This is a genomic window from Pseudomonas sp. TYF_14 (assembly GCF_043105275.1).
Taxonomy (GTDB): domain Bacteria; phylum Pseudomonadota; class Gammaproteobacteria; order Pseudomonadales; family Pseudomonadaceae; genus Aquipseudomonas; species Aquipseudomonas alloputida.
In genome coordinates, this window is the sequence record NZ_JBICLK010000007.1 from 26,288 (window position 1) to 42,008 (window position 15,721).

14 protein-coding genes and 1 pseudogene are annotated in these 15,721 nt (G+C 62.0%); 12 read left to right on the forward strand and 3 right to left on the reverse strand.

The features are described from left to right. Window positions 1-77 precede the first annotated feature (77 nt). The 9 genes and pseudogenes from ACF8O8_RS02590 to ACF8O8_RS02630 form a co-directional block, all read left to right on the forward strand. Window positions 78-1,244 carry a cupin domain-containing protein gene (locus tag ACF8O8_RS02590; RefSeq protein WP_350298077.1) on the forward strand — a complete coding sequence of 389 codons (1,167 nt, stop codon included), beginning with the start codon at window positions 78-80 and terminating at the stop codon, window positions 1,242-1,244. Beyond that, window positions 1,237-1,665: a GNAT family N-acetyltransferase gene (locus ACF8O8_RS02595; protein WP_003251237.1), complete on the forward strand. Its 429-nt coding sequence runs from the start codon at window positions 1,237-1,239 to the stop codon at window positions 1,663-1,665. The genes ACF8O8_RS02590 and ACF8O8_RS02595 overlap by 8 nt, the downstream gene beginning before the upstream one ends. A gap of 167 nt (window positions 1,666-1,832) precedes the next feature. After that, complete coding sequence (locus ACF8O8_RS02600) at window positions 1,833-3,794, forward strand: DNA topoisomerase III (protein ID WP_392509216.1); 1,962 nt, start codon at window positions 1,833-1,835, stop codon at window positions 3,792-3,794. Between the two features lie 145 nt (window positions 3,795-3,939). After that, window positions 3,940-5,229 carry an FAD-binding oxidoreductase gene (locus ACF8O8_RS02605; protein WP_010954822.1) on the forward strand — a complete coding sequence of 430 codons (1,290 nt, stop codon included), beginning with the start codon at window positions 3,940-3,942 and terminating at the stop codon, window positions 5,227-5,229. Window positions 5,230-5,402: 173 nt separating this feature from the next. Beyond that, window positions 5,403-6,233 (forward strand): alpha/beta fold hydrolase, encoded by an 831-nt coding sequence (locus tag ACF8O8_RS02610; protein WP_010954823.1) that lies wholly within the window; start codon window positions 5,403-5,405, stop codon window positions 6,231-6,233. A 179-nt stretch (window positions 6,234-6,412) separates the two neighbouring features. Further along, window positions 6,413-7,144: an RHS repeat-associated core domain-containing protein gene (locus ACF8O8_RS02615; protein WP_079732589.1), complete on the forward strand. Its 732-nt coding sequence runs from the start codon at window positions 6,413-6,415 to the stop codon at window positions 7,142-7,144. A gap of 105 nt (window positions 7,145-7,249) precedes the next feature. Then, window positions 7,250-8,029: a TSUP family transporter gene (locus tag ACF8O8_RS02620; protein WP_060489072.1), complete on the forward strand. Its 780-nt coding sequence runs from the start codon at window positions 7,250-7,252 to the stop codon at window positions 8,027-8,029. A gap of 110 nt (window positions 8,030-8,139) precedes the next feature. Beyond that, on the forward strand, window positions 8,140-8,913 hold the full coding sequence (locus ACF8O8_RS02625; protein ID WP_010954825.1) for an RHS repeat-associated core domain-containing protein: 774 nt from the start codon (window positions 8,140-8,142) through the stop codon (window positions 8,911-8,913). 3 nt (window positions 8,914-8,916) lie between these two features. After that, window positions 8,917-9,048, forward strand: a pseudogene (locus ACF8O8_RS02630) (hypothetical protein); the annotation flags it as partial. 27 nt (window positions 9,049-9,075) lie between these two features. Here the strand turns inward: ACF8O8_RS02630 and nudC are convergent. Next, window positions 9,076-9,906 carry an NAD(+) diphosphatase gene (nudC, locus tag ACF8O8_RS02635; protein WP_392509192.1) on the reverse strand — a complete coding sequence of 277 codons (831 nt, stop codon included), beginning with the start codon at window positions 9,904-9,906 and terminating at the stop codon, window positions 9,076-9,078. Between the two features lie 36 nt (window positions 9,907-9,942). Then, window positions 9,943-10,755 carry a crotonase/enoyl-CoA hydratase family protein gene (locus ACF8O8_RS02640; protein WP_392509193.1) on the reverse strand — a complete coding sequence of 271 codons (813 nt, stop codon included), beginning with the start codon at window positions 10,753-10,755 and terminating at the stop codon, window positions 9,943-9,945. Window positions 10,756-10,905: 150 nt separating this feature from the next. Between ACF8O8_RS02640 and nhaB the strand changes: the two genes are divergently transcribed. From nhaB to ACF8O8_RS02655, 3 genes are all read left to right on the forward strand, one after another. After that, a complete protein-coding gene (gene nhaB / locus ACF8O8_RS02645) occupies window positions 10,906-12,408 on the forward strand; it encodes a sodium/proton antiporter NhaB (protein ID WP_003251254.1) in 1,503 nt (500 codons plus the stop codon). Window positions 12,409-12,830: 422 nt separating this feature from the next. Beyond that, complete coding sequence (locus ACF8O8_RS02650; RefSeq protein WP_010954830.1) at window positions 12,831-13,376, forward strand: lipocalin family protein; 546 nt, start codon at window positions 12,831-12,833, stop codon at window positions 13,374-13,376. An 87-nt stretch (window positions 13,377-13,463) separates the two neighbouring features. Then, window positions 13,464-14,423 carry a ribonuclease Z gene (locus tag ACF8O8_RS02655; protein WP_392509194.1) on the forward strand — a complete coding sequence of 320 codons (960 nt, stop codon included), beginning with the start codon at window positions 13,464-13,466 and terminating at the stop codon, window positions 14,421-14,423. Here the strand turns inward: ACF8O8_RS02655 and ACF8O8_RS02660 are convergent. Then, the gene (locus ACF8O8_RS02660) at window positions 14,420-15,703 is read right to left on the reverse strand and encodes a Zn-dependent hydrolase (RefSeq protein ID WP_392509195.1); all 1,284 of its coding nucleotides are present in this window, start codon (window positions 15,701-15,703) and stop codon (window positions 14,420-14,422) included. The two genes, ACF8O8_RS02655 and ACF8O8_RS02660, sit on opposite strands and share 4 nt — an antisense overlap. Window positions 15,704-15,721 lie beyond the last annotated feature (18 nt).

The following is a 15,721-nucleotide window of genomic DNA, read 5'->3' on the forward strand; positions in this document are numbered from 1 at the left end:
AGCGTCGCGTACAACGCCCGGCCTGGCCGGGCGTTTTTATTCCCGTACGAAAATTACGTTTTTTCAATAGGTTGAACATGAATCCTGATACTCCACTGCAGCTGCTCGGCGGCATCTCGGCCCGCGAATTCATGCGCGACTACTGGCAGAAGAAGCCGCTGCTGGTACGCCAGGCCTTCCCGGACTTCATCAGCCCGATCGACCCCGACGAGCTCGCCGGCCTGGCCCTGGAAGACGAAGTCGAGTCGCGTATCGTGCTGGAGCACGGCGCACACCCGTGGGAGCTGCGCCGCGGCCCGTTCAACGAAGACACCTTCGCAGAGCTGCCGGAAAAAGACTGGACCCTGCTGGTGCAGGCCGTTGACCAGTTCGTTCCGGAAGTGGCCGAACTGCTGGAAAACTTCCGCTTCCTGCCCAGCTGGCGTATCGATGACGTGATGATCAGCTTCGCCGCCCCGGGTGGCAGCGTCGGCCCGCACTTCGACAACTACGATGTGTTCCTGCTGCAAGGCCACGGCCAGCGCAACTGGAAGATCGGCCAGATGTGCAGCAGTGACAGTCCGCTGCTGGAGCACGCCGACCTGCGTATCCTGGCCGAGTTCGAGCAGAGCGGCGAGTGGACCCTGGAGCCCGGCGACATGCTCTACCTGCCACCGCGCCTGGCCCACTACGGCGTGGCCGTGGATAACTGCCTGACCTACTCGGTCGGCTTCCGCGCACCGAGCGCTGCCGAGGTGCTGACCCACTTCACCGACTTCCTCGGCCAGTTCCTGCCCGACGAAGAGCGCTACAGCGACGCCGACGCCCAGCCGGTCAGCGACCCGCACCAGATCCAGCACGATGCCCTCGACCGCCTCAAGGCGCTGCTCGACAAACACATGGGCGACAAGGACCTGCTGCTGACCTGGTTCGGCCAGTTCATGACCGAGCCGCGCTACCCCGAGCAGATCGTTGGCGAAGAGCTGAGCGAGGAAGAGCTGATCAATGCCCTTGAGCAAGGCGCCATCCTGATCCGCAACCCCAGCGCACGCCTGGCCTGGTCCGAGTTCGAAGACGACCTGCTGCTGTTCGCCAGCGGCCGTAGTTGCCCACTGCCTGGCAAACTGCGAGAGCTGCTGAAGCTGGTATGTGCGGCCGACGCCCTGCACATCGATAACCTGGCCGAGTGGCTGCAGGATGAGGATGGCCTGATGCTGGTACAGCAGCTGGTCAAGCAAGGGAGCCTGGGATTCGCCAATGAATAAGATCAGCGTTCGCCTCGCCGATTGGCACAAAGACAACGCCGACATCCGCCGTATCCGTGAAGCCGTGTTCGTCGCCGAGCAGCACATTCCGCCAGAGCTGGAGTTCGATTCGGAAGACCAGGACGCCCTGCACTTCCTGGCCCTGGAAGGCGACTATCCGATCGGTACTGCGCGCCTGCTGGCCGACGGCACCATCGGGCGCATCTCGGTGCTCAAGGACTGGCGTGGCTTGAAGGTGGGCGATGCGTTGGTCAATGCGGTCATCGTCGAAGCGCAGAACCGCGACCTGAAACAGCAGATGCTCAGCGCCCAGGTGCACGCCACGCCGTTCTATGAGCGGCTGGGCTTTCGCGTAGTCAGCGAGGAATTCCTCGAAGCTGGCATCCCGCATGTCGACATGGTGCGCGACTCGCGCGCCTGATCCATCACCTGCACTGGCCTCTTCGCGGGTTTACCCGCGAAGAGGCCGGCTCAGGCGATATACATCCCCGCTGACAAAAAACCTGTACATCCATCCAGATAAAACTTGCCTCTGCGCCCCCGCTTGCGCATCCTATGGCCCACCACCCCGATGAAGCGTCCCCGGCCATGCGCCTGTTTCTCTGCGAAAAACCCTCCCAGGCAAAAGACATCGCCAAAGTGCTCGGCGCCAACCGCAAAGGCGACGGCTGCTGGCAAGGCACCGACATCTGCGTAACCTGGTGCATCGGCCACCTGCTGGAAACCGCCCCGCCCGACAGCTACGACGAACGTTACAAGCGCTGGAACCTGGCCGACCTGCCGATCATTCCAGACAAGTGGAAGATGCTGGTAAAGCCCAAGACTGCCAGCCAGTTCAAGGCGGTCAAGCGCCTGCTCGGTGAAGCGCGGGAGCTGGTGATTGCCACCGACGCCGACCGCGAAGGCGAAATGATTGCCCGCGAGCTGGTCGAGCATTGCCGCTACCGGGGCCCGGTGCAGCGCCTGTGGCTGTCGGCACTGGACGACGCCTCCATCCGCAAGGCCCTGGCACGCCTGCTGCCAGGCCACGAGACGTTCAACCTGTACCACTCGGCGCTGGGCCGCTCGCGCGCCGACTGGCTGATCGGCATGAACATGAGCCGGCTGTTCACCTTGCTGGGCCGCCAATCCGGCTACCAGGGCGTGCTGCCGGTAGGCCGCGTGCAAACGCCGACCTTGCGCCTGGTGGTCGACCGCGACCGCAGCATCGCCAACTTCGTGCCGGTGCCGTTCTGGGCCATCGACGTACAACTGGAACACGCCGGCCAACACTTCAATGCCCAATGGCGCGCCCCCGAAGACGCCTGCGATGACCAAGGCCGCTGCCTGAAGCAAGACCTGGCACAGCGGGCCGCCACCGACATCGGCCATGCCGGCACTGCCCGAGCGGTAAAGGTAGCGACCGAGCGTGTGCGCGAAGCAGCACCGCTGCCCTTCGACCTTGGCACCCTGCAGGAGCTGTGCTCGAAAAAGTTCGGCCTTGGCGCCCAGGAAACCCTCGACATTGCCCAGGCACTGTACGAAACACACAAGCTGATCACCTACCCGCGCAGCGATTGCGGCTATTTGCCACAAAGCCAGCACGCCGAGGCACCCGCCATCCTCGCCGCCCTGCAACGGGCCGATGCCAGCCTGGCGCCGCTGCAGCCCTACCTGGAGCCGCAACGCCGCTCGCGGGCGTGGAACGACGCCAAAGTCAGCGCTCACCATGGCATCATCCCCACCGCCGCCGCCAGCGACCCCTCACGCCTGCCGGCCAAGCACAAGGCCGTGTATACCCTGATCCGCGCCCGCTATCTGGCGCAGTTCCTGCCCAACCATGAGTACGACCGCACCCAGGCCGACTTCGACTGCGCCGGTCATGCGCTGCGTGCTGTAGGCAAGCAGATCGTCGAGCCGGGCTGGCGCCGCGCCTTGCCCGAGGCGCTCACCCCGGCCAAAGGCCGCGAGGCACCACCGGCCCAGGTGCTGCCGGCGCTTCGCGAAGGCCAGGACTGCAACGTACACGGCCTGCAACTGAAAGACCTGTGGACCCAGCCACCCAAACCTTTTACCGAAGGCGACCTGATCAAGGCGATGAAAAACGTGGCCAAGCTGGTGGATGACCCTCGGCTGAAGCAGAAACTCAAGGAAACCACCGGCATCGGCACCGAGGCCACCCGCGCCAGCATTATCCAGGGTCTGCTCGACCGCGGTTACCTGGTGAAGAACGGCAAGGCGCTGTCGGCCACACCTGCGGCCTTCAGCCTGATCGACGCCGTTCCCCGCGCCATTGCTGATCCCGGCACCACGGCGATCTGGGAGCAGGCGCTGGACATGGTGCAAAGCGGCGAGATGCCCCTGGAAGAGTTCGTTGCCCGGCAGTCGGCGTGGATGGGCAAGCTGGTGGAGCGTTGCAGCGGCATGCGCATGACCATCAGCGGGCCAGCGGCCGGGGCGGCCCCGCTCTGGAAAAAGAAACGTCGCGGTGGCGGGAAGAGCAAAGCGACTGGAAGCAAGGCGACCCCAAGCAAGCCACGGCAGGCGCGAAAAAAGCGAGCCCCCCTGTAGGAGCGGGTTCACCCGCGAAGAGGCCAGCCCAGGCAGCACATTAACAATAGGCAAACCACAAACCCCGACCAACACATTGGCAACGTGAAATTTAACTGCTAACTTTTCATGAAAATAAACATAATAATTTTCACGGAAATCCCGCATGTTCAAACAATCCGCCCAGCACGTCGCCAGTTACTACGCCCAGACCTACCCCACCAACATCCCATTACGCCCTACCCTGCAAGGCACCCAGGACGCCGATGTGCTGATCATCGGCGCCGGTTTCAGCGGCCTGCACACTGCCCTGCGGCTGACCCAGGCCGGCAAGCGCGTAACGCTGCTGGAAGCCAGCCGGGTTGCCTGGGCGGCTTCCGGACGCAACGGTGGCCAGGCGCTGTTGGGCTGGTCGTGCGACATGCCGCCGCTGGAGCAGGCCCTTGGCATCGAACGCACCCAACGGCTATGGGCCAGCATGTGCTGGGCCGCCGAAGAGATGCGCGAACTGCCCCAACGCCACGGCTTCGACATCGACTACCGGCAGGGCAGCCTGTGGACTGCGGTATTGCCGCGCCGGGTGAAAATGCTCGAAGAGGCCCTGCATGATGCCGAGCATAAATGGGGTTACGACGCCCTGCGCCTGATCGGCCGTGACGAGTTGCCGCAATGGATCGACAGCCCGCGCTACCAGGCCGCGCTGTACGACGCCAAAGGTGCCCACCTCAACCCGCTGAAACTGGCACAGGGCCTGGCCAGTACCATCGAGGCTGCCGGCGGGCAAATCTACGAACAGAGCCAGGTGCTCAGCTACCAGCAGGCTCGCGACGGCTATGTCGCCCGTACCGACCGTGGCGAAGTTCGCTGCCAGGTATTGGTGCTGGCCTGCAACGCCTACATCGATCGCCTTGACCGCGGCCTGTCGCGCCGCCTGTTGCCCGTCGGTTCCTACCAGGTCGCCACTGCGCCTCTGGATGCCGACTTCGCCCATTCGTTACTACCTCGCAACAGTTGCGTGATCGACAACCAGTTCGTACCCGACTACTTCCGCCTGACCCCAGACCACCGCCTGCTGTTCGGCGGTGGCTGCACTTACCTGGGCGGCATCCCCAAGGACGTCGCCAGCGCCACCCGCCCGTACCTGGAGCGGGTGTTCCCTCAACTGGCCGGGGTGGCCATCGACTATGCCTGGGGCGGCCACATCGATTGCAGCATCAAGCGCACCCCGGACGTCGGCCGCGAGGGCCAGCGCTACTGGCTGCAGGGTTTCTCCGGCCATGGCGTTCTGCCGACCCTGGCGGCGGCGCGTGCGGTCAGCGATGCCATTCTCGGCGATGAAGACCTGTTGGCGCTGTACCAAGGCATCGACAACGGCCGCTTCCCCGGCGGCGACCTGCTGGCTGCGCCTTTGGAAGCTGCGGCAAAGGCCTGGTACCGCATGCGCGACCGTGTCTGAAGGGCATCAGTGTTGCCTGTGCGGGCCTCTTCGCGGGTGAAAGGGACCTCACAGTGTAGGAGCGGGTTCACCCGCGAAGAGGCCCACACAGGCAACACAACTTCCTGATACCCGCCAAAATCCCTCCTATTCTCAATAGCTCCCTTCGCTTCCTGCACCCAGGAGACACGACCATGAGCTATGTAACCACGAAGGACGGCGTACAGATCTTCTACAAGGACTGGGGCCCGCGCGATGCACCGGTGATCCACTTCCACCACGGCTGGCCGCTCAGTGCCGATGACTGGGACGCGCAGATGCTGTTCTTCCTCGCTGAAGGCTACCGCGTGGTCGCCCACGACCGGCGGGGCCATGGCCGCTCCAGCCAGGTATGGAACGGCCACGACATGGACCACTATGCCGACGACGTAGCCGCCGTGGTCGCCCACCTGGGCACCCAGGGTGCCGTGCATGTCGGCCACTCGACCGGCGGCGGCGAGGTGGTGCGCTACATGGCCCGGTACCCTGAAGACAAGGTGGCCAAGGCCGTGTTGATCGCGGCCGTCCCCCCCTTGATGGTACAAACCCCCGGCAACCCCGGTGGCCTGCCCAAGTCGGTATTCGACGGTTTCCAGGCCCAGGTTGCCAGCAACCGGGCGCAGTTCTACCGGGATGTGCCAACAGGGCCGTTCTACGGCTACAACCGCCCTGGGGTCGATGCCAGCGAAGGCATCATCGGCAACTGGTGGCGCCAAGGCATGATCGGCAGTGCAAAGGCCCATTACGATGGCATCGTGGCGTTTTCCCAGACCGATTTCACGGAGGACCTGAAGGGCATCCAGCAGCCGGTGCTGGTGATGCACGGCGACGATGACCAGATCGTGCCCTATGAAAACTCCGGGGTACTGTCAGCCAAGCTGCTGCCCAATGGCACGCTGAAAACCTACGAAGGCTACCCGCATGGCATGCCCACCACCCATGCCGATGTGATCAATGCGGATTTGCTCGCCTTCATCCAAAGCTGATGTGAACGCCTGCACGGGTCTTTTTGCAGTCACTAAGTCCTGTTGAGAGACCCGCTCCCCCATGAGCCACTTGGTGGCTTGCACTGCACTTAGGGGTTTGAAACTAGCATTTCTACCAGTTGCTCATCCGGGCAAAATACGATGAGATCACTCAACTCATCCTGAACGTGTTGACAGCCATGCTCACATTCAAACAAACACCTGACTCAGCCGCCTCCCTGACTAATGCCCTTCGTCACTTCGCTTACTCATGCTACGGCTATAAACCACAGGCCCAGTTTTTGCTCGCTACGGGTTTCAACGGCCAGTACATTGACCTTTTTTCAGGCCACTACCAGCTTGGAAGTTACCGTACCTACAACACCGGCCTCATGAGATTCCACTCGCCTGACAGCGATAGCCCTTTCGACGGGGGTGGGCTCAACGCTTATGCATATTGCTCAGGAGACCCCATTAACTACCATGACCCTTCAGGTCATGGTCCAGTTTTGTCCAAAAAATCTTTTTTACCAAAAAAGAAAACGATCATGCAGCGACGCGAGGCGGCGCTTAAAGCAATCAATGAGAACCCTGTGCTCGAAGCGTTCCAAGGCATTGCCGAGAACAGTGTTATTAAAAAAGAACTGAAAACCCTTTCTGACACAGGTAAAGCCCTGAACCAATTCACCGACTTAATGGAGAACAAACTTATCAGCATAGACAAACAGGGACAACTGAAGTACAAGCTAATGGACGACTTTGAGAGCTTACGATTTCAAATCCTGGAGGACGAAGTGATGAAAAATGACAAGACATTGAACAGTCTTTTGTCAGCATACCCTCGAGCCAACGAACCTGAACCAAGTCTATCATCAGCTTCATTATCACCCGCTACAAAAAACAAATTAACCAGAACGCAAAAGGGAAACTGAAGCACGCAATCGGGCATATCGGACACTGACAGTGGCTGCTTGATGGCATTACCATAGCCGCTAACTGTAGCGTTTGTGCTGCCGACCAACTGCCTGAAGCCTCCCATGCCCTTCGAACTCACCGTAGAACCCCTTACCCTCCTCATCCTGGCGCTGGTCGCCTTCGTCGCTGGATTCATCGACGCCATCGCCGGTGGCGGCGGCCTGCTCACCACTCCGGCCCTGCTCACTGCCGGCATGCCGCCGCACCTGGTACTGGGCACCAACAAGCTCAGTTCCACCTTCGGCTCGGCCACTGCAGGTTTCACCTACTACAAACGCAAACTGTTCCATCCGGCGCAGTGGCGCCCGGCATTGTTCGCCACCCTGACCGGGGCGTCGCTCGGCGCCGTCATCGCCCACTACATGCCAGCCGAATGGCTGAACAAGATGCTGCCAGTGATCGTCTTCGCCTGTGGCATCTACCTGTTGTTCGGCGGCACGCCCAAGGCGCCGCTGGATGCCGATGCACCGATCAAGAAAAAGTGGCAAGTCCCGCAAGGCTTCACCCTGGGCTTCTACGACGGCGTAGCCGGCCCGGGTACCGGGGCGTTCTGGACGGTCAGTACCCTGCTGCTGTACCCCATCGACCTGGTACGCGCCAGCGGCGTGGCGCGCAGCATGAACTTCGTCAGCAACATCGCGGCGCTGACGGTTTTCATCATTTCCGGGCAGGTGGACTATATCGTTGGCCTGTGCATGGGCCTGTCGGTGATGGTCGGCGCCTTTTTCGGCGCACGCACGGCGATCAGTGGCGGCAGCAAGTTCATCCGCCCGGTGTTCATCACCGTGGTGCTGGCGTTGACCGTGCGCTTAGCGTGGCAACACTGGTTCGGGCAGGCCTGACCCTTTGTACCCGATCATGAGGCCCATCAGCCGTACTATCATTTATGCCAGTTGAGGGGTGCGCAAGGAACTGTAAACATATAACACCTCTTATCAACGGAAATATCTAAATGCAAAGCAACGTTATTTCCTTACAATATACCTGTTATGGCGCCTCAGCTATGCCAGGGAATATTTACGCACTGGGTTTCACGGGCGCACCTCGCGACATATGGACAGGCTGCTACCTACTGGGAAACGGCAAGCGTACTTATAACCCGAATTTGATGAGATTCCTCTCGCCCGATAGCCTAAGCCCTTTCAGCAAAGGAGGCATAAACGCCTACTCCTATTGCTCTGCCGACCCAATAAACAGGCTAGATCATTCAGGCCAGAGTTGGATCAAGAAACTGTTCAGTCGCCCCGAACCTGCTTATAAGATGACAGAGATAATAGCCGCTCACGACCATCCAGAACTGCAAAAGTACTCGGGGTGGCGTTTCAGCAGCAAGGCAACTGGCTGGGATGTTAAAATGGCAAAAAAGCTACCAAAACGACTGGCAGAAAAGGCTCAGCTTGAGCGTGACATACCAGAAGCAGCACAACTTCTGTCGCATAACATCCTCCCAAAGCTGGTAAAGCGATTACAGTATCTCACCGCTAAGATCGAAGCCACTGTCAGCAGGCTTACAGAACTACAGTCTGGATTGACACTCCACGAATTAGCCGCTGTTCTGGCACAAAATCCAGGCCTTCCACCACCGCCGTATTCCGAAACTAGCCCAGAGAGCTTAGGTCTCCCCAACCCTTTTTTTCGGGCAATGAATACCATACGCAGGGCAGGGAGCTCCCCCCAAGCGACACCAGATCGAGCATATACCAGTAATCAGAATAACGATTCCTGAATACCCATCGACCCGGTTCGCGCCAGCGACGTGGCGCGCAGCATGAACTTCGTCAGCAACATCGCGGTGCTGACGGTGTTCATCATTTCCGGGCAGGTGGACTACATCGCCGGCCTGTGCATGGGCCTGTCGGTGAGGGGCGATGAACACTTCTCACTGCAGCTAGGACGGGAAAGCCGGGATATCACAGCCCAGCCGCCGCGCAACATACAGATCGATCAGATAACGGGCAATGGACCGCCCGGCCGGCAGCGGCGGCAAGTCGTGGACGCTGAACCACTTGGCGTCCTCGATCTCGTCCGGCTGCATGACAATCTCGCCCCCGGCATACTCGGCATGGAAACCCAACATCATCGAATGCGGAAACGGCCAGCACTGGCTGCCGACGTACTGAATGTTCTTCACCTCCACCGCCACTTCTTCGCGCACTTCGCGCACCAGGCAGTCTTCGGCCGATTCACCCGGTTCGGCAAAACCTGCCAAGGTGCTGTACACCCCGGTGACGAAACGCGGCGAACGCGCCAGCAGGATTTCATCGCCGCGGGTCACCAGCACGATCATGCTGGGTGAAATTCGCGGATAGCTGCGCAGGTCGCAGGGTTGGCAATACATCGCCCGCTCCCAGCGAATTTGCGTCATCGCCTGGCCGCAACTGCCGCAGAAGCGATGCTCGCGGGCCCAGGTGCCGATCTGTGCGGCATAGCCCAGCACCTTGTAGGTGTCGAAGTCGCCTTCGAGCATGAACGCACGCAGGCCGCGCCAGCTGCAGCCAGGCACATCAGTGGCGCTGCGCAGTTCCAGCAGGAACACCGGCTGGCCGTAAAAGTGGCCGATGCCATGCTCGCACAGCACGTCGAGGTCCTGGCGCTTTAGCCAGTCGCGGGGGAACAGCGCGCCGTTGGCGTCCACCAGAAACCCTTCAGGGCTGCGGGCCACGGCTAGCCCCCCGGTCATCTGTGGGTCGAGTACTGCAGTAGTCCAGCGTGCTGACATGTCGGGGGTTCCTTTACTGCGCGTCCCCCGGCCCGATCAGTCGGCGAACGTCGGTTTCTGTTTGCTCATGTGCGCCGCCACAGCCACACGCAGGTCTTCGGACTGCAGCATTGCGGCGTTCCAGGTGGCAATGTAGTCCAGGCCATCGTCGATGCGATGGTCACGCATGTAGCTGAGCATTTCCTTGGTGCCGGCCACGGCGATCGGCGATTTTGCGGCAATCTCGCGGGCGATGGCAAAGACGCCGTCCATCAGTGCAGCCTGATCATCATAGACTCGGTTGACCAGGCCGATGCGCAGCGCCTCGTCGGCCTCGACATTGCGCCCGGTAAACGCCAGCTCCCGCATGATGCCGTCGCCAATGATGCGTGGCAAACGTTGCAATGTGCCGACATCGGCCGCCATGCCCATGTCGATTTCCTTGATCGAGAACTGCGCGTCACTGCTGCAGTAGCGCATGTCGCACGCCGAGATGAGGTCGATGGCGCCGCCGATGCAGTAGCCCTGCACGGCCGCCAGTACGGGTTTGCGGCACGTGTCCACAGCGGTGAACGAGGCCTGCAGCCGCTGGATGGTCTTGCGCAGGAAGCGTGCATTGCGGCCCACGTCCTTGCCCATCTGCCCGGCCAGCGAGGCCAGCATCATCAGGTCGATACCGGCGGAGAAATGCTTGCCGGCACCGCTGATCACCACAGCACGCACGGCATCGGTGTCGTCGATCCACTGGAAGATGTCGATGATCTCTTCCCAGAAAGCCGCGTTCATCGCGTTGACCTTCTCCGGGCGATTGATCTGAACGTGGGCGATGCTGTCGATCAGTTCGACCTTGAATGCACTGTACTCGGTCACGGGCGGCACTCCTGTGGGTGAAAGGCTCATGGCAGCGATGGTAACCCAGCCCAATGGCCGTACTTGTGCCAAAAACGGGACTGTGCGCCTTGCCTAAGACGCGCAGATCCGGCACCGTGCGCCATCGCTGAATCATAAGGATACATATTCATGTCGCGCTCCCTGACCGGCGCCCTCGCTCACGGTTTCCTGGGCCAGTCGCCGCTTTGGTACAAAGCGGTCATCTGCCTGTTCCTGGTGCTCAATCCGCTTCTACTGGCAACCATTGGCCCGGCTGCAGCCGGGTGGGCGCTGGTAATCGAGTTCATCTTCACGCTGGGCATGGCGCTGAAGTGCTACCCGCTGATGCCCGGCGGATTGTTGCTGATCGAAGCCCTGCTGTTGCAGATGACCACGCCGCAGGCACTGTACGAAGAACTGCAGCACAACTTCCCGGTAATCCTGCTGCTGATGTTCATGGTCGCCGGTATCCATTTCATGAAGGAACTGCTGCTGTTCCTGTTCTCGCGCATTCTGCTGGGTGTGCGTTCAAAAGCCATGCTGTCGCTACTGTTCTGCGTCCTGTCGGCATTCCTTTCGGCGTTTCTCGATGCGCTGACGGTGACGGCCGTGATCATCAGCGCCGCGGTCGGCTTTTATGCGGTCTACCATCGCGTGGCGTCCGGCGCCAACCCGCGTGAAGACAGCGCACTGGACAGCGACCAGCAAGTGGCGCAGTTACACCGTGACGACCTGAACCAGTTCCGCGCGTTCCTGCGCAGCTTGCTGATGCACGGCGCAGTGGGTACCGCCCTGGGTGGCGTGTGCACGCTGGTGGGCGAGCCGCAGAACCTGCTGATCGGCCACGAGATGGGCTGGCACTTCGCTGACTTCTTCCTCAAGGTGGCGCCCGTGTCGATACCGGTGCTGGGTGCCGGCCTGCTGACCTGCGTGTTGCTGGAGAAGCTGCGCCTGTTCGGCTACGGCACGCTGATGCCTGAGACAGTGCGCCAGGTACTGGCTGCCTATGCCGCCGAGGACGATGCCGCACGTACCCAGGCCCAGCGCATCGCGCTGTGGGTACAAGGGCTTGCTGCCCTGATCCTGATCATCTGCCTGGGGTTGCATGTGGCCGAGGTCGGCCTGATCGGCCTGATGGTGATCGTACTGATCACGGCCTTCACCGGCATCACCGACGAGCACCGCCTGGGCCGTGCCTTCCAGGACGCCATGCCATTCACTTCGCTGTTGGTGGTGTTCTTTGCCGTGGTCGCGGTAATTCATCAGCAACAATTGTTCAGCCCATTGATCAGCTGGGTGCTGACGCTGCCGGCCGAACAGCAACCGGGCATGCTGTATCTGGCCAACGGTTTGCTGTCGGCGATCAGCGACAATGTGTTCGTTGCCACCATCTACATCACCGAAGTGAAGCAGGCATTTCTCAACGGCAGCATGAGCCGCGAGCATTTCGAAACACTGGCGGTGGCGATCAACACCGGCACCAACCTGCCAAGCGTGGCGACGCCGAACGGGCAGGCGGCGTTCCTGTTCCTGCTGACCTCGGCCATTGCGCCGCTGATCCGGCTGTCGTATGGGCGGATGGTGTGGATGGCGCTGCCCTATACCGTGGTGATGGGCGGGTTGGGATGGTGGGCGGTGACGTACTGGCTGTGAGGTGCTCTGTTTGGCGCGGGTGCATCAGGTCTGAAGGTGCATGGCTTTAGGGTGATGCCGTTTGTGAGATCGAGCGCCGCCCGCGCGGCGCATCGCGAGCAAGCTCGCTCGTACATCTGTTTCGGGCCAGTTATTCCTGAGGCAGAGGCGCGCGCCCCTTGGTGCCCACCTCGATATTGTGTGGAACAAACAAGGCGGTCGCCCGCGCTGGCGCAGGCGATACTGGCCCGAAAAAATGTAGGAGCGAGCTTGCTCGCGATGCGCCGCGCGGGCGGCGCTCGATCGTACGGGCGAAATAACCCTTGAGACATGCGCCCTGCAGCCATAATGCAATTTAAAGACATGCCCCACTCCCATACAACTTTTGCCCCGCGAACGCATCAAACCCCAGGTACGCCCTATCCGCTCCAAGGAGGTCACCCATGGCGCTGCGCACAACACTGTTGCTTTCCTGCATGACCCTGGCCCTGCTCGGCTGCGCCGGCAACGATCACCCGGCACCGCCGCGTACCCAGCAGGTGGACCTGCAACGCTATCAGGGTACCTGGTACGAACTGGCACGCCTGCCGATGTTCTTCCAGCGTAACTGCGTGAAGTCCGAGGCGCGCTACGGCTTGCGCGAGGACGGCCGTATCGATGTAACCAACCGCTGCCAGGAAAAGGACGGCCAATGGAATGAAGCCAAGGGCATCGCCGAGGCTCAGCAACCGGGCAGCACCGACAAGCTGTGGGTGCGCTTCGACAACTGGTTCAGCCGCCTGGCACCGGGCCTGACCAAGGGCGAGTACTGGGTGCTGTACCACGACAAGGACTACCGCGTGGCACTGGTCGGCCACCCTAACCGCGAGTACCTGTGGCTGCTTTCGCGCACGCCAGCGGTCACCGACCAGCAGCGCGAGCAACTGCTGACAATCGCCCGAGACCAAGGGTATGACACCAGCAAGCTCATCTGGCGACAGGATAACTAGCGGGCGGTCGACGGCGGGTGGCAATCCGGCTAAGGTGTGCGCCCCGTATCACCTTGGCCGCTTCTGGCCTGAAACAGGAGCCTGAGCATGGACCTGCTGTTCCTCGGCACCTCCGCCGGGGTGCCCACCAAGGCACGCAATGTCAGCGCCACAGCCGTGATCGAAGCCAGCGGCAGCCACTGGTATCTGGTCGATTGCGGCGAAGGCACCCAGCACCGCCTGCTGCACACCCCGCTTTCGATCCGCGACCTGCGCGCGATCTTCATCACCCACGTGCATGGTGACCATTGCTTCGGCCTGCCCGGCCTGCTGGCCAGCGCGGGCATGAGCGGGCGCACCCAGCCGCTGGAAGTGATCCTGCCCGCCGTACTGCACGACTGGGTACGCCAGGGCCTGGTTGCCAGCGACACCTTCCTGCCGTTCGAGCTGCGCCTGTTGCCCGTGGAAGAGCTGATCGCATGGCGCAGCGAGACCCTGCAGGTGACCACCGTGCAACTGTCGCACCGGGTGCCCAGCGTGGGTTTCGTATTCACCGAAATCAACCCTGAGCCACGCCTGGACATCCAGCGCCTGGACGCCGAGGGCATAACGCGTGGTCCGCTGTGGGGCGAGCTGGCCAAGGGGTTGACCGTGACGTACGACGGGCAACTGCTGAACGGCAACGACTACCTGCGCCCTTCGCGTCCGCCCCGGCGGGTGATCGTGTGCGGGGACAACGACAAGCCAGAACTGCTGGCAGCCGTCGCCAGGGGTGCGGATGTACTGGTGCACGAAGCCACCTTCACCCAGGCGGTGGTCGAACGCACCGGGGGCACGTTCGGCCACAGCACCGCCGCTGAGGTGGCACGCTTTGCCGAGGCCGCTGGCGTGCGCAACCTGGTACTGACGCATTTCAGCGCCCGCTACCAGAACGACCCACGGCGCAGCTCGCACATCGACAACGTGCGCGACGAGGCCCTCGCCCATTACAGCGGGCAGTTGACCCTGGCGCAGGACCTGCAGCGCTATCACCTTGGCCGTAACGGCCTTCTTGAGGCCAGTGCCTAGGCCGCCAGGCGCCCATTGGCAATTGCCTCCGACGCCGCCAGCATCGCCCGCAACAACACCGCGCAGCCCGCCGCCAAGTCATCGGGCGTGGCGTTCTCGATCTCGTTATGGCTGATGCCGTTTTCGCACGGCACGAAAATCATCCCCGCCGGCCCCAGCTCGGCCAGGAAGATCGCGTCATGCCCCGCGCCACTGACGATGTCCATGTGCGGCAGGCCCAGCGCCTTGGCCGACTCGCGCACGGCGTCGACACAGCCTTTGTCGAAGTAAAGCGCCGGGAAGTCGGCCGTGGGCACCAACTCATGGCTCAGGCCATGCTTGGCACAGGTCGCCTCGATCACCCCGCGCACCTCGGCAATCATCGCATTCAACTGCTCGCCCTCCAGGTGGCGGAAGTCGAGGGTCATGCGCACTTCGCCCGGGATCACGTTACGCGAGCCCGGGTACGCCTGAAGGCAACCCACCGTGCCACAGGCGTGGGGCTGGTGGGCAAGCGCCGTGCGGTTGACCGCCTCTACCACAGCGGCTGCCCCCACCAGGGCGTCCTTGCGCAGGTGCATCGGCGTAGGGCCGGCATGGGCTTCAACACCGCGCAGGGTCAGGTCGAACCACTTCTGGCCCAGGGCGCCGAGGACCACGCCGATGGTCTTGGCCTGGTCCTCAAGGATCGGCCCCTGCTCGATATGCGCTTCGAAATACGCCCCCACCGGGTGCCCCGACACAGCACGCGGACCGGCGTAGCCAATGGAGTTCAACGCTTCGCCAACGCTGACACCCTGGGCATCGCGCTTGGCCAGGGTGTCTTCCAGGGTGAACTTGCCGGCGAATACCCCAGACCCCATCATGCATGGCGCAAAACGCGAACCTTCTTCGTTGGTCCACACCACCACTTCGAGCGGCGCTTCGGTTTCCACGCCCAGGTCGTTGAGGGTGCGGATCACCTCCAGCCCGGCCATCACCCCGAAGCAGCCATCGAACTTGCCGCCGGTGGGCTGGGTGTCGATATGGCTACCGGTCATCACCGGCGGCAGCTTGGGGTTACGGCCCGGGCGGCGGGCGAATATGTTGCCGACGGCGTCGATGCTGACCGAGCAACCGGCCGCCTCGCACCACTGCACGAACAGATCGCGGGCCTGGCGGTCGAGGTCGGTCAAGGCCAGGCGGCAGACACCGCCCTTGGCAGTGGCGCCGAGCCGGGCCAGGTCCATCAGCGACTGCCACAGGCGGGTGCTGTCGACGTGACGGGCGTTGGTCTTCAGGATCTCTTTGACGGGGGTCACGGGCTTCTCCTTCAGGCT